The sequence below is a fragment of the Klebsiella sp. JN_Kp122 genome, from assembly GCF_040062085.1.
In the GTDB taxonomy this organism is placed as follows: domain Bacteria; phylum Pseudomonadota; class Gammaproteobacteria; order Enterobacterales; family Enterobacteriaceae; genus Klebsiella; species Klebsiella aerogenes.
In genome coordinates, this window is record NZ_JBEAHW010000041.1 from 16304 (window position 1) to 37016 (window position 20713).

Genomic DNA, 20713 nt, shown 5'->3' on the forward strand with positions numbered 1-20713 from the left:
TATGAGCGAAAAACGCATTACGGAAGAGAACCGCTACGCCGGGCTGGCGTTAGCCGAGGAAGAGCTGGTGGCGCGGGTGGCGTGGTGCTACTACCACGACGGCCTGACGCAAAATGACATCGGCGAGCGTTTGGGGCTGCCGCGGCTGAAGATTTCCCGTCTGCTGGAGAAAGGCCGCCAGTCCGGGGTGATCCGCGTGCAGATCAACTCGCGCTATGAGGGCTGTCTGGCGCTGGAAAGTGAACTCCAGCAGCGTTTTGGCCTCAAGATTGCCCGCGTTCTGCCGGCGCTCAACACCCCGCCGATGAATACCCGGCTGGGTATCGGCGCGGCGCAGTCGCTGATGGGCATTCTGCAACCGGGGCAATTATTGGCAGTCGGTTTCGGCGAAGCCACCATGAGCTGCCTGCAGCATCTCAGCGGCTTTATCGGCTCGCAGCAGGTGCGGCTGGTGACCCTCTCCGGCGGCGTCGGCCCCTATATGACCGGCATCGGCCAGCTTGATGCCGCCTGCAGCGTCAGCATTATTCCGGCGCCGCTGCGGGTCTCTTCGGCGGAGGTCGCCGAGATCCTGCGCCGCGAGTCGAGCGTGCGCGACGTGATGCTGGCGGCGACGGCGGCGGACGCGGCGGTGGTTGGCATTGGCGCCATCGATCAGCGGCGCGACGCCACTATTTTACGCTCCGGCTATATCAGCGAGGGCGAACAGCTGATGTACGCGCGCAAAGGCGCGGTCGGCGACATTTTAGGTTATTTCCTGCAGGCCGACGGCCGGCCGGTAGAAGGACTGGAGATCCATCGGGAACTGCTCGGCATAACCCTTGATGAGCTGGCGCAGCTGCCAACCATTGTCGGCGTCGCCGGGGGAGAACAAAAAGCGCAGGCGATTCATGCCGCTCTGATTGGCAAGCGCATTAATGGCCTGGTAACGGAAGAGACAACAGCACGCGCGGTGCTCGCACTGGCCTCCTGACGGCCTGGCGCCGCGCGACAACAGCGAGGCGCATGTCATGAGTTACCTGTTAGCGTTAGATGCCGGGACCGGCAGCATTCGGGCGGTCATTTTCGATCTTAATGGGCGCCAGTTGGCGGTAGGCCAGGCCGAATGGAAACACCTGAGCGTCGATAACGTCCCCGGCTCGATGGAGTTCGACCTTACCACCAACTGGCAGCTGGCCTGCCAGTGCATTCGCCAGGCGCTCGATGCCGCCCGGCTCTCTGCCGCCGATATTCAGTCCGTCGCCTGCTGTTCGATGCGCGAAGGGATCGTCCTCTATGACCGCGACGGCGAGGCCATCTGGGCCTGCGCCAACGTCGATGCCCGCGCCAGCCGCGAAGTGGCGGAGCTTAAGGAGATCCACGACTATCGTTTTGAATCCGAGGTATACGAGGTCTCGGGACAAACCCTGGCGCTTAGCGCCATGCCGCGCCTGCTATGGCTGGCGCACCACCGCCCCGATATCTACCGCAAAGCGGCAACCATCACCATGATCAGCGACTGGCTGGCGGCGAAGCTATCCGGCGAGCTGGCGGTCGACCCGTCAAACGCCGGCACCACCGGCATGCTCGACCTGTTCAGCCGCGACTGGCGTCCGGCGCTGCTGGATATGGCCGGGCTGCGCGCCGATATGCTGTCGCCGGTCAAAGAGACCGGTACCCTGCTGGGCGCCGTCACCGAAACGGCGGCACAGCAGAGCGGCCTGCGCGCCGGGACGCCGGTAGTGATGGGCGGCGGCGACGTCCAGCTCGGTTGCCTGGGCCTTGGGGTGGTGCGCGCCGGGCAAACTGCAGTACTCGGCGGCACTTTCTGGCAGCAGGTGGTCAACCTGCCGCAGGTGCGTACCGATCCGCAGATGAATATTCGCGTTAATCCTCATGTCATTCCCGGCATGGCGCAGGCGGAATCGATCAGCTTCTTTACCGGGCTGACCATGCGCTGGTTCCGCGACGCCTTCTGCGCTGAAGAAAAACTGATTGCCGAGCGGCTCGGCGTTGATGCCTATTCACTACTGGAAGAGATGGCCAGCCGCGTGCCAGCCGGTTCCCATGGCGTGATGCCTATTTTTTCCGACGCCATGCACTTTAAGCAGTGGTACCACGCCGCGCCGTCGTTTATTAACCTCTCCATCGATCCGGAGAAGTGCAACAAAGCGACCCTGTTCCGCGCGCTGGAGGAGAACGCGGCGATTGTCTCCGCCTGCAACCTGGCGCAGATTTCACAGTTCTCCGGGGTGACATTCGAGAGCCTGGTGTTTGCCGGCGGCGGCTCTAAAGGCGCGCTGTGGAGCCAAATCCTCAGCGACGTCACCGGCCTGCCGGTGCGGGTGCCGGTGGTCCGCGAAGCCACCGCTCTGGGCTGCGCCATCGCCGCCGGAACCGGCGCCGGACTGTATGGCGATATGGCCAGTACAGGAGAACGGTTAGTGAGCTGGCACCGCGAGTTCACCCCAAATCCGCAGCATCGCGAGCTGTATCAGGAGATGATGAGCAAGTGGCAGACGGTGTACGCCGATCAGCTTGGCCTTGTCGATAGCGGGCTGACAACATCGATGTGGCAGGCACCGGGCCTGGAGCGCCGCCAGCGCGTAGCGTCTTCCCCGTCACCCTAACCACCGGTACCGATCCGCCTTTCCCCCTCTCCCTTTGGGAGAGGGCCGGGGTGAGGGACAACGATTTCCGTTCTTTGAATCCCATCACAATCACCGCACTCCCCTTTTCCCTTTTTCTCCGCGACGGCTAAATTAGTAACTCATCCGACCACATAACAATAATTTTACATTGGAAGCCACTATGAGCCGCTATCCGTCGCTTTTCGCCCCGCTTGAGCTGGGCTTCACAACGCTCAAAAACCGCGTGTTGATGGGCTCAATGCACACCGGGCTGGAAGAGCTGCCGGACGGCGCACAGCGGCTGGCGGCCTTTTACGCCGAACGCGCCCGTCACGGCGTGGCGCTGATCGTCACCGGCGGCATCGCTCCGGCGCCCTCTGGCGTCACCATGGCCGGCGGCGCGCTACTCAACGATGCCAGCCATCTGGCCCACCATCGCCATATTACCGACGCGGTACATCAGGAAGGCGGCAAAATCGCCCTGCAGATCCTGCACACCGGGCGCTACAGCTACCAGCCCGCGCTAGTAGCCCCTTCGGCGCTACAGGCGCCGATTAACCGTTTTACACCCCATGAACTGAGCCACGATGAGATCCTGACGCTGATCGATGATTTTGCCCACTGCGCCCAGCTGGCGCGTGAAGCGGGATATGACGGCGTCGAAGTGATGGGCTCTGAGGGCTATCTGATTAACGAATTTCTCGCCGCGCGCACCAACCAGCGCGACGACCAATGGGGCGGCGATTATGCCAGGCGCATGCGTTTCGCCGTAGAGGTGGTTAAGGCGGTACGCCAGCGCGCCGGCCACGATTTCATTATCATCTACCGCCTATCGATGCTCGATCTGGTCAACGACGGCAGCACGCTGGCGGAAGTCACCGAACTGGCCAAAGCGATTGAAGCGGCGGGGGCGACAATTATCAACACCGGGATTGGCTGGCACGAAGCGCGCATTCCGACCATCGCCACGCCGGTACCGCGCGGAGCTTTCAGCTGGGTCACCCGCAAGCTGAAAGGCGCGGTGTCGATCCCGTTGATCACCACCAACCGCATCAACGATCCGCAGGTCGCAGAGGATATTCTCGCCCGCGGCGATGCCGATATGGTATCGATGGCCCGCCCGTTCCTCGCCGACGCCGAATTTATGTCGAAAGCGCAGCGCGATCGCGCCAGGGAGATCAATACCTGCATCGGTTGCAACCAGGCGTGTCTCGATCGGATCTTCGCCGGCAAAGTCACCTCTTGTCTGGTCAACCCGCGCGCCTGTCATGAAACCCTGATGCCGGTCCTGCCTGCCAACGCGCCTAAACGGCTGGCGGTCGTCGGCGCCGGGCCGGCCGGTCTGGCCTTCTCCGTTAACGCCGCCGCCCGCGGTCACCATGTCACGTTGTTCGATGCGCTCCCGGAGATCGGCGGCCAGTTTAATATCGCCAAACAGATCCCCGGCAAAGAGGAGTTTCACGAGACGTTGCGTTACTACCGCACCATGCTCGATCTTCATGGTGTCGATCTACGCCTGAACACCCGCGTCACGACAGACGATCTGCTGGCGTTCGATGAGACGATCCTCGCCACCGGTATCGCCCCGCGCCTGCCGGCGATCGACGGGATCGATCATCCCAAAGTGCTGAGCTACCTTAATGTCTTGCGTGATAAAGCGCCGGTTGGCGCGAAGGTGGCGATTATCGGCTGCGGCGGCATCGGCTTCGACACCGCGATGTATTTAAGCCAGTCGGGCGTGGCCACCAGCCAGGATATCGGCGAGTTCTGCCGCGAATGGGGTATCGATACCAGCCTGCAAACGGCGGGAGGGCTGAGTGTTGAAGGCCCACAACTGAGTAAAAGCCCGCGACAGATTGTGATGCTACAGCGCAAAGCCAGCAAACCGGGCGAAGGGCTCGGCAAAACCACCGGTTGGATCCACCGCGCGACGCTGCTGGCGCGCGGCGTGAAAATGATCCCGGCGGTCAGCTATGAAAAGATCGATGATGAAGGATTACATGTCACTATCGGCGGCGAGCGCCAACTGTTGGCGGTCGATCAGGTGGTGATCTGCGCCGGTCAGGAACCGCGCCGCGAGCTGGCGGATCCGCTGCGCGCGGCGGGGAAAACGGTACATCTCATCGGCGGTTGCGACGTGGCGGCGGAGCTGGATGCGCGCCGGGCGATTGCCCAGGGCACAAAACTGGCGCTGGCGATTTAGCCGTGTCCCGGGGGCGGCGCGATGCGCCTTCCCCGGGCTACCACGATAATCCCGAACGGTTGCCCGGCTAAGGCGACAGTCGGTAGCCCGGCTAAGGCGACAGCCGCAAGCCGGGGGGAAACAACAACAAGAATCAGCGCTGCTTACGCACCTTCGTTGCTTTCAAAATGACAAACTTATTGTTCGTCGCAATCGTCGTGCAATTACCAAAAGCGCGCTTCAGCTTACGGAAGTAATCGAGGTGGCGGTTGCCGACGACGTACAGCTCGCCGCCGTATTTCAGGCTGCGGCGGGCATCGTTAAACATCTGCCAGGCGATATGGTCGGTAATAGCATGCTGCTGATGGAACGGCGGATTACACAGAATCGCCGTAAAGCGGTCGGGCTCAATGCCGGAAAGCGAATTGTTGACCATAAATTCACAGCGTGCGATATCGTCCGGCAGGTTGCGCTCGACGTTCAAACGGCTGGAAGCCACCGCCATGTGCGACTCATCGGTGAACATCACGCTGGCGTTTGGATTTTGCGCCAGCGCCTGCAGGCCAATCACCCCATTGCCGCAGCCGAGATCGGCGATCTCGCCTTCTAAATCAGACGGTAAATGCTGAAGGAAGAAACGCGCGCCGATGTCCAGGCCGCTGCGGGCAAAAACGTTGGCGTGGTTATGGATGGTCCACGGCGTACCGTCCAGCTTCCAGCTGTAGGTTTGCGGCGCATCGGCAAGCTTGGGGGCCGTGAAAACGCAGTGGATCAGACGCGCTTTTTTCCACGCCAGCGAGGTGGTGGTAGTGCCGAGGATTTTTTCAAACAGCGCCAGCGTCGAGTTGTGCACATCTCGGGCTTTCGCCGCGGCGATAATGCGGGTCTCCGGCGTCACCACTTCGCGCAGCGCGCGCAGCTGCTGTTCCAGCAGCGCCAGCTGTTTTGGCACCTTAATCAGCACCAGCGCCGGCGCGGCCGACAGCGGGCTCAGGCTATCCTGAAAACGCACGCTCTCTTCATCGATACCGTTCATCCGCAGGTTGTGGCGGGTCGCCAGCTCGGAAATAAAGGAATCGTTGATGCTGACCGGGTTGCGCTCCGCCAACGCGCAGGAGAGCGCGCCGAAGCCGTCGTTGAAGATGAGCGTCAGGCCGTCGACGTCATTCACCTGTTGCAGCAGATATTCATCCGCCGCTTCCCATGCCTGAAGCGCTTCTTCTTCAGCGTTAGGTGGGAACCGCTCTAATGTGAATAACTCACCGTTTAACTCTACCTGGCTCATCGCCCCTCCGAAATGCTAAAATTCGCGCGTGTTATCGCTCAATTCTCCGGAGAAGTAAACTTTTTTCACCATGAACACGCTACCTTACCTTCAGGGCTACCCCGAATCGCTGCTGTCGCAGGTGACCACCTTAATCGAGCAAGACCGTCTCGGCGAGGTACTGCAAAAGCGCTATCCGCAGGGGCATGATGTCAACAGCGATAAGGCGTTATATCAATACACCCAGGATCTGAAGGCCCGCTATCTGCGCGGGGCGGCGCCAATCAATAAGGTGATGTACGACAGTAAAATCCACGTGCTGAAGAACGCGCTTGGTCTGCATACCGCCATTTCCCGCGTTCAGGGAGGCAAACTGAAAGCCAAAGCGGAAATCCGCGTAGCGACGGTGTTTCGCGACGCGCCGGAAGCGTTTCTGCGCATGATCGTGGTTCATGAACTGGCGCACTTAAAAGAGAAGGATCACAACAAAGCCTTCTATCAGCTGTGCTGTCATATGGAGCCGCAGTATCACCAGTTAGAGTTCGATACCCGCCTGTGGCTGACGCACCTTTCGTTAAACCGTTCTGCGTGATAGCGCACTCGTTTTGTCATCATGGCGTGCTAGAGTGACGAAAGGTCCCCTTTAACGGAGTTCGTCAACGTTTATGATACGTTTCGCAGTTGTTGGCACAAACTGGATTACTAAGCAGTTTGTCGATGCCGCCCATGAAACCGGTAAATTTAAACTCACCGCGATTTATTCCCGCAGCCTTGAACAGGCGCAAGCTTTCGCTAATGACTACCCGGTCGAGCATCTGTTTACCTCGCTCGATGAACTGGCGCAGAGCCCTGACGTTGACGCGGTCTATATTGCCAGCCCGAACTCGCTGCACTTCCCGCAAACTCGCCTGTTCCTGAGCCATAAAAAGCACGTGATTTGCGAAAAGCCGCTGGCATCGAACCTGCAAGAGGTTGAAGCGGCGATTGCCGTGGCTAAAGAAAACAACGTGGTGCTGTTTGAAGCGTTCAAAACCGCCAGCCTGCCCAACTTCCTGCTGCTGCGCGAAGCGCTCGATAAAGTGGGCAAATTACGTAAAGCCTTCATCAACTACTGTCAGTACTCTTCACGTTACCAGCGCTATCTCGACGGCGAAAATCCAAATACCTTCAACCCAGCCTTTTCCAATGGCTCGATTATGGATATCGGTTTTTACTGCCTCGCCTCGGCGGTCGCGCTGTGGGGCGAACCGCAAGCGGTCCATGCCAGCGCCAGCCTGCTGGCAAGCGGTGTTGATGGCCAGGGCACGGTAGTGCTGAGTTACGGCGATTTCGATGTCACCCTGCACCACTCGAAGGTCAGCGACTCCACTATCCCTAGCGAAATCCAGGGTGAAGAAGGCGCGTTGGTGATTGAGAAAATCTCCGAATGCCAGAAGGTGGCCTTTATTCCACGCGGCGGAAAAGCGCAGGATCTCACCCAGCCTCAGCACATCAATACTATGCTGTATGAAGCGGAAGCGTTCGCGCGGCTGGTGGAAACCAACGACGTCGCTCATCCAGGGCTTGAAGTCAGCCGCATTACGGCAAAACTGCTTAGCGAAATCCGTCGCCAGACCGGCGTGGTCTTCCCGGCGGATACTCAGCCTGTGGAGTAAAGGAGTGTAAATGGGCCCTCGACCTCCATTGACGCCCTTTATAACTTGTAATACTTTGTTACGTGCAAAGGGGAGTAACTTCCTGGCCGGTCGATCGTCATTACGATGCGTGCAAAACCGCATCCGGTCGCCGGGCAACAAGACCAAGGATCCATGTCCGCTCTTGTTGTAAGTGAGACCTTGCCGGAAGGCGAGGTCTATGCATAAAAGCGCAGCGGCTGCCGTCTTTCGACGACAGCCGTTTTGTTTTTATGTAAGGAATAACGCAATGAATAGTGTCGGCACGCCGTTGTTATGGGGCGGATTCGCTGTAGTCGTGGTCATCATGCTGGCGATCGATTTACTGCTTCAGGGAAGGCGCGGTGCGCATACCATGACCATGAAGCAGGCCGCCGGTTGGTCCATCCTGTGGGTCACCCTCTCCCTGCTGTTTAACGCCGCTTTCTGGTGGTATTTGGTGCAAACGCAGGGCCGCGCCGTCGCCGATCCGCAGGCGTTAGCCTTCCTCACCGGTTATCTGATCGAAAAATCACTGGCGGTCGATAACGTCTTCGTCTGGCTAATGCTCTTTAGCTACTTTGCCGTGCCGCCTGCGCTACAGCGCCGGGTACTGGTGTATGGCGTCCTCGGGGCGATTGTCCTGCGTACCATTATGATCTTCACCGGCAGCTGGCTGATTTCGCAGTTCGAATGGCTACTGTACGTGTTCGGCGCGTTCCTGCTGTTTACCGGGGTGAAAATGGCGCTGGCGAAAGAAGATGATTCCGGGATCGGCGATAAGCCGCTGGTGCGTTGGATCCGCAGCCATCTGCGGATGACGGATAAAATCGAGAGCGAGCGCTTCTTCACCCGTAAAAATGGCGTGCTGTTCGCCACGCCGCTGCTGCTGGTGCTGATCCTGGTTGAGCTGAGCGACGTGATTTTCGCCGTTGATAGCATCCCGGCGATTTTCGCGGTGACCACCGACCCGTTTATCGTGCTGACCTCTAACCTGTTTGCGATTCTCGGCCTGCGTGCGATGTACTTCCTGTTGGCGGGCGTGGCCGAACGCTTCTCGATGCTGAAATATGGTCTGTCGGTGATCCTGGTGTTTATCGGTATCAAGATGCTAATCGTCGATTTCTACCACATTCCGATCGCCGTTTCCCTCGGCGTGGTGGGCGGTATCCTGGCGGCGACGCTGCTGATTAACGCCTGGGTGAACAAACAGAACGATAAGAAGAAACAGCTGCAATAACCCCCTGTTCCCGGCCAGATATTGTGTATCTGGCCGGGATACGCTGCCCTGCGTTAGCTTTCCCGCGCATAATCTTTATCCATGTCACAAAAACGTTAATATATAGTTAAAAAATAAGATCGGCGTGCAAGAAACAGTAGAATACGCTTCCTCCCTCGCGTTCTTTCCGTATACTCGACCATGCAAACATTCATTTACATCCGGACATAAACGTAACAAATAATACGTCGCCGGGATGGACTGCTACATCACTGGAAGGAATGATTTATGACAACACAAACCCGCCCGTCGGGGCTGCTGCAGCGCCTGGCGCAGGGCAGTCTGGTGAAACAAATCCTGTTGGGACTGGTACTTGGCGTGATACTGGCGCTGGTCTCGAAACCGGCCGCTATCGCGGTCGGGCTGCTGGGAACGCTGTTCGTCGGCGCGCTGAAAGCCGTCGCGCCGGTGCTGGTATTAATGCTGGTGATGGCGTCGATCGCAAACCATCAGCACGGACAAAAAACCAGTATCCGCCCGATTCTGTTTCTCTATCTGCTGGGGACCTTCAGCGCGGCGCTCACCGCGGTGCTGTTTAGCTTTGTTTTCCCTTCTACGCTGCATCTGACCAGCGCGGCGGACAGCATCACCCCGCCATCGGGGATTGTAGAGGTGCTACGCGGGCTGCTGATGAGCATGGTGGCTAACCCTATCGACGCGCTGCTGAACGCCAACTATATCGGTATTCTGGTGTGGGCGGTGGGGCTGGGCTTCGCGCTGCGCCACGGTAACGACAGCACTAAAAACCTGATTAACGACGTCTCGCACGCGGTGACCTTTATCGTCAAGCTGGTGATCCGCTTTGCGCCGCTGGGGATTTTTGGCCTGGTCTCCTCAACGCTGGCTACGACTGGTTTCGATACCCTGTGGGGCTACGCCCAGTTGCTGCTGGTGCTGATCGGCTGCATGCTACTGGTGGCACTGGTGATTAACCCGCTGCTGGTATTCTGGAAAATCCGCCGTAACCCGTATCCGCTGGTGCTGACCTGCCTGCGTGAAAGCGGCGTCTACGCCTTCTTTACCCGCAGCTCCGCCGCCAACATTCCGGTGAATATGGCGCTGTGCGAGAAGCTGAATCTGGATCGCGATACCTATTCGGTATCTATTCCGCTGGGGGCGACCATCAATATGGCGGGCGCGGCGATTACTATCACCGTGCTGACGCTGGCGGCGGTACATACGTTGAATATTCCGGTGGATCTACCGACGGCGCTGCTGCTGAGCGTAGTGGCCTCGCTGTGCGCCTGCGGCGCTTCCGGGGTGGCAGGCGGTTCGCTGCTGCTGATCCCGCTGGCCTGTAACATGTTCGGTATTCCGAACGATGTCGCCATGCAGGTTGTCGCCGTCGGCTTTATTATCGGCGTGCTGCAGGATTCCTGCGAAACGGCGCTCAACTCGTCAACCGATGCGCTGTTCACCGCCGCGGCCTGTATGGCCGAAGACGAACAGCTGGCGAAGAACGCCCTGCGTAGTTAGCGTATTGTCGGATGGCGCTACGCTTATCCGACCTACGGTACGTGCGGCCTGCCTTTAATTTATTCACCATGCTGGCTGAAACTGCCAGTGTTGGTGGCCTCAAAATCGCTGAGACGTTCCCGGAAGGCCGGGGCAGCCCGCATGGATGCGGGCTGAGGGCCGTGATTTGCAGGGACGCTGCCTCGGCCCGACCCGAAGCCTGCCGGGATAAGTCGAAGGTACCACGAAGTGGCGATTTTGGCGGCCAGAGCCCGGGAGTACAGAGGGCGGCGGCGACTGGCCGCCCTCTGTGCGCTCCCTGCGCCATGAGGGACATAACGCAGAAGAAATATCGGGAGCGCAATCTGCTCTGAAATAATAAAAAAACAACTGTTTTTCCCGGACCAAAACAGTTGCAAATCGATAACAGTATCTACGGACCTATTCAGTTGGTAGCCCCGGTAAGCGTAAGCGCGACCGGGGGGAGTTTAATGTTGTCGGATGGCGCTATGCTTATCCGACCTTTCAAACACCGCGGTAGTCACCGTCGTTACAGCGTGACGCCGCTTTTAAAGATTGCCAGTTCGCGGAAATCATTGCGTTCGTTGCAGGTCTGCTTGCCGTTGGCGATATCGACGATCAGATCGACAAACTCCTCCAACACCTGCGGCATCGCTTTCCCGTGAATTAACTGCCCGGCATCGAAATCAATCCAGTGCTTTTTCTTCGCCGCCAGCTCGCTGTTGGTAGCGATTTTTACCGTCGGAACGAAACCGCCATAAGGGGTGCCGCGGCCGGTACTGAACAGCACCATATGGCAGCCGGCGCCCGCCAGCGCGCTGGTCGCCACCGCGTCGTTACCCGGCGCGCTCAACAGATTCAACCCGTGGACTTTCAAACGTTCACCGTAGCGCAGAACGTCAACCACCTGGCTGGAACCCGCTTTCTGCGTGCAGCCAAGCGACTTATCTTCCAGCGTCGTGATACCGCCCGCTTTGTTACCCGGCGACGGGTTCTCGTAGATAGGCTGGTCGTGGGCGATAAAATACTGTTTAAAATCATTGACCATGGTGACCAGTTTGCCGAAAGTCTCTTCGTCGCGACAGTGGCTCATCAGTAGTTGCTCAGCGCCGAACATTTCCGGCACTTCGGTCAACACCGTAGTGCCGCCGTTCGCAATCAGGTAGTCAGAAAAACGCCCCAGCATTGGGTTAGCGGTAATGCCGGACAGGCCGTCCGAGCCGCCACACTCAAGGCCAAACTTCAGTTCGCTCAGTTTACCCGCTTCGCGTTTATCATGGCGCATCACTTCATAGAGCTGATGAAGATGCTCAATTCCCGCTTCCACTTCATCTTCCTGATGTTGGCAAATCATGAAGTGCACGCGTTCCGGGTCAAAATCCCCCAGCGTTTCACGGAAGGCATCAACCTGGTTGTTCTCGCAGCCAAGACCAATCACCAACACCGCCCCGGCATTCGGGTGGCGGACCATGTTTTGCAGCATGGTACGGGTGTTGATATGGTCATCTCCCAACTGCGAGCAGCCGTAGGTGTGGCTGAAAAGGAAGACGCCGTCGGTGCCTTCCGCGTCGTTGGTCTCTTTCAGGAAACGATTCTGGATCTGCCGGGCGATGCCGTTAACACAGCCCACGGTCGGCAGGATCCATAATTCGTTACGCACGCCGACTTCACCGCTGGCGCGACGATAAATCTCGACGTCGCGATCCGCAGGTTGCGCCGGTTGTTCAACCCGGTCTGGTTGATAGCGATACGCGTCAAGATCGCTCAGATTGGTACGCGTATTGTGCGCATGAACATGCTCGCCCGGCGCGATATCCGCCAGCGCATGACCAATCGGCAACCCGTACTTAATGACGTTTTCACCTTTCGCAATGGCCCGCAGCGCGAACTTATGACCGCGGACAACATCCTGGCTAAGGGTGACGGTATCGTTATCAATCGTCACCACGCTGCCTGACGTCATATCCGCCAGCGCCACCGCGACGTTATCCTGCGAATGGATTTTGATGTATTGCATATCAACCGACCTCTGGCCTTAGTTCAATTCAATGGCGAAGTAATCACGCGCATTGTTAAAGCAGATGTTTTTCACCATCTCGCCCAGCAGCGCGATATCCGCAGGCGCTTCGCCAGCAGCCACCCAGCGGCCGATCATCTGGCACAGAATACGGCGGAAGTATTCGTGGCGGGTGTAGGAGAGGAAGCTGCGGCTGTCGGTCAGCATGCCGACAAAGCGGCTCAACAGGCCAAGCTGCGCCAGTTGGGTCATCTGACGTTCCATGCCGTCTTTCTGATCGTTGAACCACCAGCCGGAACCGAACTGCATCTTGCCCGGCATGCCTTCGCCCTGGAAGTTACCGATCATAGTGCCCAGCACTTCGTTATCGCGTGGGTTCAGGCAGTACAGAATAGTTTTCGGCAGCAGGTTTTCTTCGTTCTGCTTGCTCAGCAGCTTCGATAACTCTTCGGCCATCGGACGGTCGTTGATGGAGTCGAAGCCAACATCCGGCCCTAACAGTTTGAACTGACGCAGGTTGTTATTACGCAGCGCGCCGATGTGGTACTGCTGTACCCAGCCGCGGCGCGCGTATTCCGCACCGAGGAACACCAGTACCGCCGTTTTGAACTGCGCGACTTCATGCTCGCTGAGCGTTTCGCCCGCCAGACGGCGCGCCAGAATGCTATCCAGTTCGTTATCGCTCGCTTCAGCGAACAGCACCACGTCCAGCGCGTGGTCGGAAACTTTACAGCCGTGTGCGGCAAAGTGATCCAGACGCTTAGTCAGCGCGCTTTGCAGATCGGCGAAACGGCGAATTTCGGTATCGGAGACTTCGCCAAGCTTGCTCATGTAATCGTTAAAAGTGGCCTGCTCGATGTTGAACGCTTTATCCGGGCGCCAGCTCGGCAATACCTTAATATCAAAAGTACTATCTTTAGCGACCGCAGCATGATGCTCCAGTGAATCAATCGGATCGTCGGTCGTCCCCACCATCTTCACATTCATCTGCTTCATGATTCCACGGGCGGAGAACGACTCCTGAGCCAGCAACTCATTACACTGGTTCCAGATTTCATCCGCCGTGGCTGGCGACAACAACTTACCTGTAATACCAAAAGGACGGCGCAGCTCTAAATGCGTCCAGTGGTATAGCGGGTTACCGATGGTATGAGGAACGGTTGCCGCCCAGGCGTCAAATTTCTCGCGATCGGCAGCATCGCCGGTACACAGGCGCTCCGCCACGCCGTTGGTACGCATCGCGCGCCATTTGTAATGGTCACCTTTCAGCCAGATGTCATACAGGTTCTTAAAACGATAATTTTCGGCAACCTGCTGCGGCGGAAGGTGGCAGTGGTAGTCGAAAATCGGCTGATCTTTGGCGTAATCGTGGTACAGGCGGCGGGCAAACTCGGTATCAAGCAGAAAATCTTCGGTCATAAACGGTGTCATTGTCGTGTCCTCTTCGCCCCATCAAGGAGCCCATCAGATGATTGACTCTAATGCTGACAAAGTTATCACACCAATTTCTACAGGCCGAAGTATTTTTCGTGAGTTAGATCAATAAACGTCGACAAAAAAAGCACCACCAAAGGAGTAAACATCGCTGCAAGCCGCGCCAGTACTGGCTTTAATTGACGCGATTAATGTCCCTACAAACTTTCCCACTTTTGTGACAGTACTCAACTTTTAAAGTTGTATGACAAGTTATCTTTCTGCCGTCGCAACATATAAACCGACGGAATGCATTACCGGTGTGAATAACATCGGCTTAAACGGTAGGGATGCCGGTTTCACTTTAACCACTGATGGCAAGGTTCAGTTCACGTCCTGAACCCTCCGTTTCCCCATCCTCCTTCCCTGGCGGGACGAAAGATGGCCGCAGACGCTGCGGAGAGACAACAACGATGAGGTTTTACATGCGTAAAATTAAAGGGTTACGTTGGTATATGATCGCACTGGTGACGCTGGGCACCGTGCTGGGTTACCTGACTCGTAACACCGTAGCGGCGGCTGCGCCGACGCTGATGGAAGAGTTGCACATTTCAACCCAACAATATTCTTATATCATCGCCGCCTACTCCGCTGCATATACCGTTATGCAGCCGGTTGCCGGCTATGTGCTCGATGTGCTTGGCACCAAAATTGGCTACGCCTTCTTTGCTATCGCCTGGGCGGTATTCTGCGGTTCAACGGCGCTGGCAGGTAGCTGGGGCGGGCTGGCGCTGGCCCGCGGCGCGGTCGGCGCAGCGGAAGCGGCAATGATCCCTGCCGGTCTGAAAGCCAGCTCCGAATGGTTCCCGGCGAAAGAGCGTTCCATCGCCGTCGGCTATTTCAACGTCGGCTCTTCTATCGGCGCGATGATTGCTCCGCCGCTGGTGGTATGGGCGATTGTCATGCATAGCTGGCAGATGGCATTTATTATTTCCGGGGTACTGAGCTTCGCCTGGGCAATGGCCTGGCTGATTTTCTACAAACACCCGCGCGATCAGAAAAAACTCACCGATGAAGAACGTGACTACATCATCGGCGGCCAGGAATCTCAGCATCAGACCAATAACGCGAAAAAAATGTCGCCGTGGCAGATCCTGCGTAACCGTCAGTTCTGGGGTATTGCGCTGCCGCGCTTCCTCGCAGAACCGGCCTGGGGTACCTTCAACGCCTGGATCCCACTGTTCATGTTTAAGGTTTACGGCTTTAACCTGAAAGAGATCGCCATGTTCGCCTGGATGCCGATGCTGTTCGCCGACCTCGGCTGCATCGTCGGCGGCTACCTGCCGCCGCTGTTCCAGCGCTGGTTTGGCGTGAATCTTATCGTCTCACGTAAAATGGTCGTGACGATGGGCGCCCTGCTGATGATTGGTCCTGGCATGATTGGCCTGTTCACCAGCCCCTATGTGGCGATTGCGCTGCTGTGCGTCGGCGGTTTTGCTCACCAGGCCTTGTCCGGTGCGCTGATCACCCTCTCTTCCGACGTATTTGGCCGTAACGAAGTAGCGACCGCCAACGGTCTGACCGGGATGACGGCATGGCTGGCCAGCACCATGTTCGCGCTGGTCGTCGGCGCGCTGGCGGATACCATCGGCTTCAGCCCGCTGTTCGCGGTGCTGGCGGTCTTCGACCTGCTGGGCGCGCTGGTTATCTGGACGGTACTGAAAAACAAACCGGCCGACGATGACTCGACGCCGCTCAATACCAGTAAACCGGTGACGCAAAGCTAGACTGCGAGATGATTTTGCACCGACTAAGCCGCCTTTTAAGGCGGCTTTTTTTATGCCTTCCAGTGGTGGAAAGCGCGTAAAAGTGGTATAACAAATCGAATATTGTCGCCATCTTTCGGGAGCGAATATGGAAATCAGTGAACCGCGCCGTCTCTATCAGCAGCTTGCCGCTGAGCTAAAGACGCGTATCGAACAAGGCGTCTACCTTGTAGGGGATAAGCTGCCCGCAGAGCGCTTCATCGCCGATGAAAAAAGCGTCAGCCGCACCGTGGTTCGCGAAGCCATCATCATGCTGGAAGTCGAAGGCTATGTTGAAGTCCGCAAAGGCTCCGGCATCCACGTTATTTCCAACCACCCGAAATACCAACAGGTGGTGGATGAATCGCTGGAGTTCGCCAACTATGGTCCGTTTGAATTACTCCAGGCCCGTCAGTTGATTGAGAGCAATATCGCTGAATTCGCCGCGACTCAGGTGACCAAACAGGACATCATGAAGCTAATGGAAATTCAGGAGAAAGCCCGCAACGAGAAGTGCTTCCGTGATTCCGAATGGGACCTGCAGTTCCATGTCCAGGTCGCGCTGGCTACCCAGAACACCGCCCTTGCCGCCATCGTTGAAAAAATGTGGACCCAGCGGGTACACAACCCGTACTGGAAAAAACTGCACGACCACATCGACCTGCGCACCGTCGACAACTGGTGCGACGATCATGACCAAATCCTCAAGGCGTTAATTCGTAAAGACCCTCACGCGGCGAAGCTGGCGATGTGGCAGCATCTGGAAAATACCAAGCTGATGCTGTTTAACGAAACCAGCGATGACTTTGAATTCAATGCCGATCGCTACCTGTTTGCCGAAAATCCGGTGGTTCATCTCGATACCGCAGCGAACGGGGCAAAATAACGTATTATCCCCTCCACGGGCAGAACCCCTTTTTCTGCCCGCAAACCCGACAGGGTAAGCAAAGCATATATAGTGTCAGCCTGTGTAAATCCTCTCGCTACTCGTCCCCGCAACCCGCAAAATCAATCAGCAACAAACTGCAATTTCTCTGACGGAAAGTCAGCTAGTTTGTTACAATTAGATGCATTTTGTCGTTCTGCATGTAAGTGTTTACTTACTGTTTAATCAAGGATCCGATCAGAACGTCTCAACAGCGGCCATACTCTAAAAAATAATCTAGTCGCTATGTATAAGACGTACCGTTAACCGATGTACCAGGAATCGTGAATGGAACTACTAACCCAATTACTGAATGCCTTATGGGCCCAGGATTACGAAACGCTCGCTAATCCCTCCATGATTGGCATGCTCTATTTTGTCTTATTTATGATTTTGTTCCTTGAGAATGGTTTACTGCCGGCGGCGTTTTTACCGGGTGATAGCCTGCTGGTGCTGGTCGGCGTTTTGATCGCCAAAGGGGCGATGGGCTTCCCGGAAACGCTACTGCTTTTGACGGCGGCGGCCAGCCTCGGCTGCTGGGTGAGCTACATCCAGGGACGCTGGCTGGGCAATACGCGGATCGTGCAAAACTGGCTATCGCATTTACCGTCGCATTATCACCAGCGAGCCCATCACCTGTTCCACAAGCACGGATTATCGGCGCTGCTAATTGGCCGCTTTATCGCCTTCGTACGTACCCTACTGCCAACGATTGCCGGTATCTCCGGTCTGAATAACGCGCGTTTCCAGTTCTTTAACTGGATGAGCGGCCTGCTGTGGGTGTTGATTCTTACCTCTCTCGGCTATCTGCTGGGTAAAACACCGGTATTCCTGAAGTATGAAGATCAGCTGATGTCGTGCCTGATGCTGCTGCCGGTTGCGCTGCTGGTCTTCGGTCTGATCGGCTCCCTGGTTGTACTGTGGAAGAAAAAACACAGCAGTCGGAGCTGAGCATGGTCATCAAACGTCCTTCCTGGCGCCAGCTGCGGTGGATGCTGGGCGGCTCACTGCTGCTTTGCGCCAGCGTCTGGCTGTGGCTGACCGTCAGTCAGCATGAGTCCACTCTGGCCATCCGTCCCGTCAGCCAGGGCGTCGCTATGCCGGACGGTTTTTCCGTCTGGCATCATCTTGACGCCAACGGCATCCGTTTTAAGAGCATCACCCCGCAAAAAGACGGCCTGCTGATCAAATTCGATTCCAACGCCCAGGGCGCCGCGGCAAAAGAAGTATTGGGCCGGGCTCTGCCTCACGGTTATATTATTGCTCTGGTGGATGAAGAAAATTCTGCCACCGCCTGGTTATCCCGCCTGCGCGATGCTCCGCGCCGTTTTGGATAACGCGTCAAAAATTCCGAATCTTTTCGTACGGTTTGGTGATGTCCCGCTTTCGTGTCTATTATTAAGACTGCGGGAACCGCCTGGCTCGTATTGTTGACTGGATTGGGTATATCACCGATATCCCCTCACACAATGGAAGGTAGAATCCATGAAATACCGCATCGCACTATTACTGGCACTGACCTCACTTAGCGCCAGCGCCTTCGCAGCCTCTCCTTGTCAGGAAAAAGAACAGAGTATCCAACGGGAGATCAGCTATGCCGAAAAACACCATAATCAGCATCGCATTGACGGCCTGAACAGAGCGCTGCAGGAAGTTCGTGCTAACTGCAGCGACAGTAAGGTCAGGGCTGAACATCAGCAGAAAATCGCTAAACAGAAGGCCGAAGTTGCCGAACGTCAGCGCGATCTGAGCGAGGCGAAGCAGAAAGGCGATGCAGACAAAATTAGCAAACGGGAACGCAAACTGGATGAAGCGCAGCAGGAACTGAAAGCGCTTGAGTCACGCGATTATTAATTGGTAAACGCTACAGGAGAACAAGATGGCTAAAGATAACGTTGCAGAAGATCTACGCGCTGAGCTGAAAAATCTGGCTGATACGCTGGAAGAAGTTCTGAACTCCTCAACCGATAAATCAAAAGAAGAACTCGGCAAACTGCGTAGCAAAGCGGAAAGCGTGCTGAAAGACAGCCGTGTGCGTCTCAGCGACACCAGCGATGCCATCGTTAAGCAGACGCGTGAAACCGCTGCTCGCGCCGATGAGTACGTTCGCGAGAATCCGTGGACCGGCGTGGGTATTGGCGCAGCTGTCGGGCTGGTGGTCGGCGTACTGCTGTCGCGCCGTTAATTATGGCAAACTCTCAACACACGCAGGGCCCGGGACAGAGCGTATTCGGCGTCGGCAAGCGGATCATTACGCTGCTGGTCGAAATGGTGGAAACGCGTTTGCGCCTGGTCGTCGTGGAGCTGGAAGAGGAGAAAGCGAACCTCTTCCAGCTGTTGCTGATGCTCGGGCTAACGCTGCTATTCGCCGCTTTTGGGCTGATGAGCCTGCTGGTGCTGATCATCTGGGCCGTCGATCCGCAGTACCGCCTGCATGTGATGATCGCGACCACCAGCGTCCTGTTGCTCGCCTCATTGATAGGGGGAATTTGGACCCTCAGGAAAGCTCGCCGCTCCACGTTTTTACGTCATACCCGCGACGAGCTGGCGAACGATCGCGCGCTGCTTGAGGACGAACGTCGATGAGCGGCCAACAGGAACGCGACCAGCGAAAAGCGCTGCTGCTGCGCCAAATCCAGCAACAGCGGCTGGATTTGGCCGCCAGCCATCGTCACTGGCTGGAAGCCACCTCGCCTATCGATCGCGGCTGGCAAACGCTGAAACACCTGCGTTCATGGGCGATGGTCGGCAGCGGGGTAATGGCTATCTGGTCAGTGCGCCATCCGCGCTTTTTAATCCGCTGGGGCAAACGCGGCCTCGGCATCTGGAGCACCTGGCGGATGGTCAAAGGGATTCTGCGTCAGTCCGCATCGCGTTAATTGCTCGCTCAGTGCGCCAGCGCGCTGAGCTCTTGTTCGCTTAAACCGGTGGTTTTACTGACCAGCGCGCTATCAACGCCGTTACGAAGCATCGCAAGAGCTATTTTACGCGTCGCCTGACGTTCGCCTTCTTCTCTACCTTCTTCACGCCCCTCTTCACGACCCTGTTTTCTTCCCTTTGTGCGCCCACGCTCTTCAAACCATTCAGCTAATGTCATCAGTTGCTCCTTATGTTCAGGCATTCCCTGCGCCAGTTGACGAAAAAATCTGCCAGGGCTGGTCAAATGGCCGGAACGGGCAATGTAGTTCATCAACACGTTAAATTGATGCTCGGTGGTATAACCCGGCAGCAGCAAGGCTACAAGTTGATCTACCAGGTCATTCAGATCGCGCTGGCGAATATTTTTCTGCAGGAACTCCAAAATTGCTATACGCCGATGCTGTTGGATTTCATCGTCCGTGAAGGATGTCACATCGATCAATGGAAAATTATCCCCATATATCTCCCGTGCTAACGCGGGTTGCGCAAAACTATCCAGCCAGCACATCGAAAAGGGATAAGGTGTAATCCGCCCATGATAAAACAACATCGGAATAACCAATGGCAGATGTTCATTACCGGCATCCAGATGACGAGACATTATGGCAAATGCATAGCGCATTAGTCTAAAGGTCATATGTTTGTCTGGCGTGCTTTGGTGTTCAATCAGCGCGTACACATATCCGCTTCCGCTTTGCGTTTTAATTGACCACAACACATCCGAGTACAACGCACGCATATCGTCCTCAATAAAGCTGCCGGACTCTAACTGCAGGGTACTGAGATCGCATTGCATACGTAACGATTCCGGTAGATGGATCTGGAGAAAATCTCGCGCCGTTTCCGGATGAGTGAGAAATGTTTTAAACAACGCATCGTGAGGCGTAGAGCTGAATTGTTTCATGACATCCTGTCTATGCAAAAATAAGTTGGCGACAGATATCCTCTTTTATCCCCGCCACCACAACCGATAGCCACGCACGCTGCGAGGCGCCTCGGAAAATATTTTCACCGATCGCACCAATTGCTCAGAAACTTTGAAAAAGAACTACAGTTTTCCTTGCTAACAATCCCCTCTCAAGCTCGCTAATATCCTCTCCATCGACAGCAAGCCCGCGTAACCACGCAGGATTGCTCTAAAAAACGAAATCGCCGCCCTTTGGGTTTTCTGG

General features: G+C 56.6%; 19 protein-coding genes. 15 read left to right on the forward strand and 4 right to left on the reverse strand.

The features are described 5' to 3' along the window. Position 1 precedes the first annotated feature (1 nt). From lsrR to ABLU78_RS16720, 3 genes are all read left to right on the forward strand, one after another. Positions 2-973 (forward strand): transcriptional regulator LsrR, encoded by a 972-nt coding sequence (gene lsrR, locus ABLU78_RS16710; protein WP_020077877.1) that lies wholly within the window; start codon positions 2-4, stop codon positions 971-973. A 37-nt stretch (positions 974-1010) separates the two neighbouring features. Next, positions 1011-2609 (forward strand): autoinducer-2 kinase, encoded by a 1599-nt coding sequence (gene lsrK / locus ABLU78_RS16715; RefSeq protein WP_047055034.1) that lies wholly within the window; start codon positions 1011-1013, stop codon positions 2607-2609. A gap of 181 nt (positions 2610-2790) precedes the next feature. After that, a complete protein-coding gene (locus tag ABLU78_RS16720; protein WP_048229531.1) occupies positions 2791-4812 on the forward strand; it encodes an NADPH-dependent 2,4-dienoyl-CoA reductase in 2022 nt (673 codons plus the stop codon). Between the two features lie 133 nt (positions 4813-4945). Here ABLU78_RS16720 and rlmG read toward each other — a convergent pair whose 3' ends face one another. After that, positions 4946-6076, reverse strand: coding sequence for a 23S rRNA (guanine(1835)-N(2))-methyltransferase RlmG (rlmG, locus tag ABLU78_RS16725; protein WP_047039095.1), 1131 nt, complete (start codon positions 6074-6076; stop codon positions 4946-4948). Positions 6077-6146: 70 nt separating this feature from the next. On the opposite strand from rlmG, the gene ABLU78_RS16730 reads away from it, so the two are divergent. From ABLU78_RS16730 to sstT, 4 genes are all read left to right on the forward strand, one after another. Next, complete coding sequence (locus tag ABLU78_RS16730; RefSeq protein ID WP_015369584.1) at positions 6147-6647, forward strand: M48 family metallopeptidase; 501 nt, start codon at positions 6147-6149, stop codon at positions 6645-6647. A gap of 73 nt (positions 6648-6720) precedes the next feature. Then, positions 6721-7710, forward strand: coding sequence for a Gfo/Idh/MocA family oxidoreductase (locus ABLU78_RS16735; protein WP_047740283.1), 990 nt, complete (start codon positions 6721-6723; stop codon positions 7708-7710). A 268-nt stretch (positions 7711-7978) separates the two neighbouring features. Continuing rightward, positions 7979-8947 carry a TerC family protein gene (locus tag ABLU78_RS16740; RefSeq protein ID WP_020077873.1) on the forward strand — a complete coding sequence of 323 codons (969 nt, stop codon included), beginning with the start codon at positions 7979-7981 and terminating at the stop codon, positions 8945-8947. A 267-nt stretch (positions 8948-9214) separates the two neighbouring features. Beyond that, on the forward strand, positions 9215-10462 hold the full coding sequence (gene sstT / locus ABLU78_RS16745; protein WP_042897892.1) for a serine/threonine transporter SstT: 1248 nt from the start codon (positions 9215-9217) through the stop codon (positions 10460-10462). A gap of 529 nt (positions 10463-10991) precedes the next feature. On the opposite strand, the gene ABLU78_RS16750 is transcribed toward sstT, so the two are convergent. Together ABLU78_RS16750 and uxaC are read right to left on the reverse strand one after the other, a co-directional pair. Further along, positions 10992-12479, reverse strand: a complete 1488-nt coding sequence (locus tag ABLU78_RS16750) for an altronate dehydratase family protein (RefSeq protein WP_015369580.1) — start codon at positions 12477-12479, stop codon at positions 10992-10994. Positions 12480-12497: 18 nt separating this feature from the next. Further along, the gene (uxaC, locus tag ABLU78_RS16755; protein WP_015369579.1) at positions 12498-13910 is read right to left on the reverse strand and encodes a glucuronate isomerase; all 1413 of its coding nucleotides are present in this window, start codon (positions 13908-13910) and stop codon (positions 12498-12500) included. A gap of 467 nt (positions 13911-14377) precedes the next feature. Between uxaC and exuT the strand changes: the two genes are divergently transcribed. From exuT to ABLU78_RS16795, 8 genes are all read left to right on the forward strand, one after another. Next, on the forward strand, positions 14378-15679 hold the full coding sequence (gene exuT / locus ABLU78_RS16760) for a hexuronate transporter ExuT (protein WP_048229534.1): 1302 nt from the start codon (positions 14378-14380) through the stop codon (positions 15677-15679). A gap of 127 nt (positions 15680-15806) precedes the next feature. Further along, on the forward strand, positions 15807-16583 hold the full coding sequence (exuR, locus tag ABLU78_RS16765) for a transcriptional regulator ExuR (protein WP_015369577.1): 777 nt from the start codon (positions 15807-15809) through the stop codon (positions 16581-16583). 327 nt (positions 16584-16910) lie between these two features. Continuing rightward, a complete protein-coding gene (gene yqjA, locus ABLU78_RS16770) occupies positions 16911-17573 on the forward strand; it encodes a DedA family general envelope maintenance protein YqjA (protein WP_015369576.1) in 663 nt (220 codons plus the stop codon). 8 nt (positions 17574-17581) lie between these two features. Further along, positions 17582-17959 carry an EnvZ/OmpR regulon moderator MzrA gene (gene mzrA / locus ABLU78_RS16775; protein WP_161798763.1) on the forward strand — a complete coding sequence of 126 codons (378 nt, stop codon included), beginning with the start codon at positions 17582-17584 and terminating at the stop codon, positions 17957-17959. A gap of 148 nt (positions 17960-18107) precedes the next feature. Next, complete coding sequence (locus ABLU78_RS16780; RefSeq protein ID WP_032712569.1) at positions 18108-18476, forward strand: DUF1090 domain-containing protein; 369 nt, start codon at positions 18108-18110, stop codon at positions 18474-18476. A gap of 25 nt (positions 18477-18501) precedes the next feature. Further along, positions 18502-18807 (forward strand): YqjD family protein, encoded by a 306-nt coding sequence (locus tag ABLU78_RS16785; RefSeq protein WP_015369573.1) that lies wholly within the window; start codon positions 18502-18504, stop codon positions 18805-18807. Positions 18808-18809: 2 nt separating this feature from the next. Further along, complete coding sequence (locus ABLU78_RS16790; RefSeq protein WP_048229539.1) at positions 18810-19208, forward strand: phage holin family protein; 399 nt, start codon at positions 18810-18812, stop codon at positions 19206-19208. Beyond that, entirely contained in the window at positions 19205-19501 is a 297-nt protein-coding gene (locus ABLU78_RS16795; protein WP_015703570.1) for a YqjK-like family protein, read from the forward strand. Before ABLU78_RS16790 ends, ABLU78_RS16795 begins: the two co-directional genes overlap by 4 nt. Before the next feature lie 8 nt (positions 19502-19509). Here the strand turns inward: ABLU78_RS16795 and ABLU78_RS16800 are convergent, their stop codons facing one another. Next, positions 19510-20445 (reverse strand): Rpn family recombination-promoting nuclease/putative transposase, encoded by a 936-nt coding sequence (locus ABLU78_RS16800; RefSeq protein ID WP_047053678.1) that lies wholly within the window; start codon positions 20443-20445, stop codon positions 19510-19512. Between the last annotated feature and the right edge of the window lie 268 nt (positions 20446-20713).

Excerpts from the sequence above, each read along its gene's own strand:
- ABLU78_RS16780 (WP_032712569.1), top strand. The coding sequence starts at position 18,108 with ATGAAATACCGCATCGCACTATTACTGGCACTGACCTCACTTAGCGCC.
- ABLU78_RS16800 (WP_047053678.1), bottom strand. The coding sequence starts at position 20,445 with ATGAAACAATTCAGCTCTACGCCTCACGATGCGTTGTTTAAAACATTT.
- ABLU78_RS16785 (WP_015369573.1), top strand. The coding sequence starts at position 18,502 with ATGGCTAAAGATAACGTTGCAGAAGATCTACGCGCTGAGCTGAAAAAT.
- ABLU78_RS16750 (WP_015369580.1), bottom strand. The coding sequence starts at position 12,479 with ATGCAATACATCAAAATCCATTCGCAGGATAACGTCGCGGTGGCGCTG.
- sstT (WP_042897892.1), top strand. The coding sequence starts at position 9,215 with ATGACAACACAAACCCGCCCGTCGGGGCTGCTGCAGCGCCTGGCGCAG.
- yqjA (WP_015369576.1), top strand. The coding sequence starts at position 16,911 with ATGGAACTACTAACCCAATTACTGAATGCCTTATGGGCCCAGGATTAC.
- uxaC (WP_015369579.1), bottom strand. The coding sequence starts at position 13,910 with ATGACACCGTTTATGACCGAAGATTTTCTGCTTGATACCGAGTTTGCC.
- lsrR (WP_020077877.1), top strand. The coding sequence starts at position 2 with ATGAGCGAAAAACGCATTACGGAAGAGAACCGCTACGCCGGGCTGGCG.
- lsrK (WP_047055034.1), top strand. The coding sequence starts at position 1,011 with ATGAGTTACCTGTTAGCGTTAGATGCCGGGACCGGCAGCATTCGGGCG.
- ABLU78_RS16735 (WP_047740283.1), top strand. The coding sequence starts at position 6,721 with ATGATACGTTTCGCAGTTGTTGGCACAAACTGGATTACTAAGCAGTTT.
- ABLU78_RS16730 (WP_015369584.1), top strand. The coding sequence starts at position 6,147 with ATGAACACGCTACCTTACCTTCAGGGCTACCCCGAATCGCTGCTGTCG.
- rlmG (WP_047039095.1), bottom strand. The coding sequence starts at position 6,076 with ATGAGCCAGGTAGAGTTAAACGGTGAGTTATTCACATTAGAGCGGTTC.
- ABLU78_RS16795 (WP_015703570.1), top strand. The coding sequence starts at position 19,205 with ATGAGCGGCCAACAGGAACGCGACCAGCGAAAAGCGCTGCTGCTGCGC.
- ABLU78_RS16720 (WP_048229531.1), top strand. The coding sequence starts at position 2,791 with ATGAGCCGCTATCCGTCGCTTTTCGCCCCGCTTGAGCTGGGCTTCACA.
- exuR (WP_015369577.1), top strand. The coding sequence starts at position 15,807 with ATGGAAATCAGTGAACCGCGCCGTCTCTATCAGCAGCTTGCCGCTGAG.
- ABLU78_RS16740 (WP_020077873.1), top strand. The coding sequence starts at position 7,979 with ATGAATAGTGTCGGCACGCCGTTGTTATGGGGCGGATTCGCTGTAGTC.
- ABLU78_RS16790 (WP_048229539.1), top strand. The coding sequence starts at position 18,810 with ATGGCAAACTCTCAACACACGCAGGGCCCGGGACAGAGCGTATTCGGC.
- exuT (WP_048229534.1), top strand. The coding sequence starts at position 14,378 with ATGCGTAAAATTAAAGGGTTACGTTGGTATATGATCGCACTGGTGACG.